Annotated in this window: 1 pseudogene; it reads right to left on the reverse strand. The window is 59.9% G+C overall.

Features of this window, described 5'->3' with window-relative positions:
• A pseudogene (locus APH34_RS29715) lies at positions 1–506 on the reverse strand (hypothetical protein); the annotation flags it as partial.

The raw sequence follows: 506 nt of genomic DNA on the forward strand, positions 1-506 counted from the left end.
TCGCGAATTCAACGGTACCGTTGGTGGCCGTTGAGGTCATGGCGTAAACGCGGAAGTAGACATACGCCTCAGCAGCCCCCGAGGGAGCAACGGCTGAGAACGTGGCGCGGCTACCCGCAATCGTCAGCGGAACCATCGTCGAGTTTGGCGCGCTGATCACAGTTCCAGAAGCGTTCAGCCACTGGATGAAAATGCGCATGCCGATATCGCTGTCACTTTTCCGGGCAAATACCGACGCCGTGACCGCTTGGCCGCTACTCACCTTGATCCGCTTGATTGCGGTGTTACGTAGCGACTTGTACTGCGCGGAACTGGTCAGGCCGGTGGCCACGATCCTCAGTGCCTTCTCACCACTGTTCAGCCATGATGTAACCAGGCTATCGGTCGTGGTAGCCGGGCCCTCGGTTTCCCATCCTTCAGGCGCCGCCCCCGCCACCTTGGTGAGGCTCGGGTTGTAGAATAGGTTCTCCCCGCCCACATCGCCGATAGCGTTGTCCAACTGGGTC

Source organism: Pseudomonas sp. NBRC 111131 (assembly GCF_001320525.1).
Taxonomy (GTDB): Bacteria; Pseudomonadota; Gammaproteobacteria; order Pseudomonadales; family Pseudomonadaceae; genus Aquipseudomonas; species Aquipseudomonas ceruminis.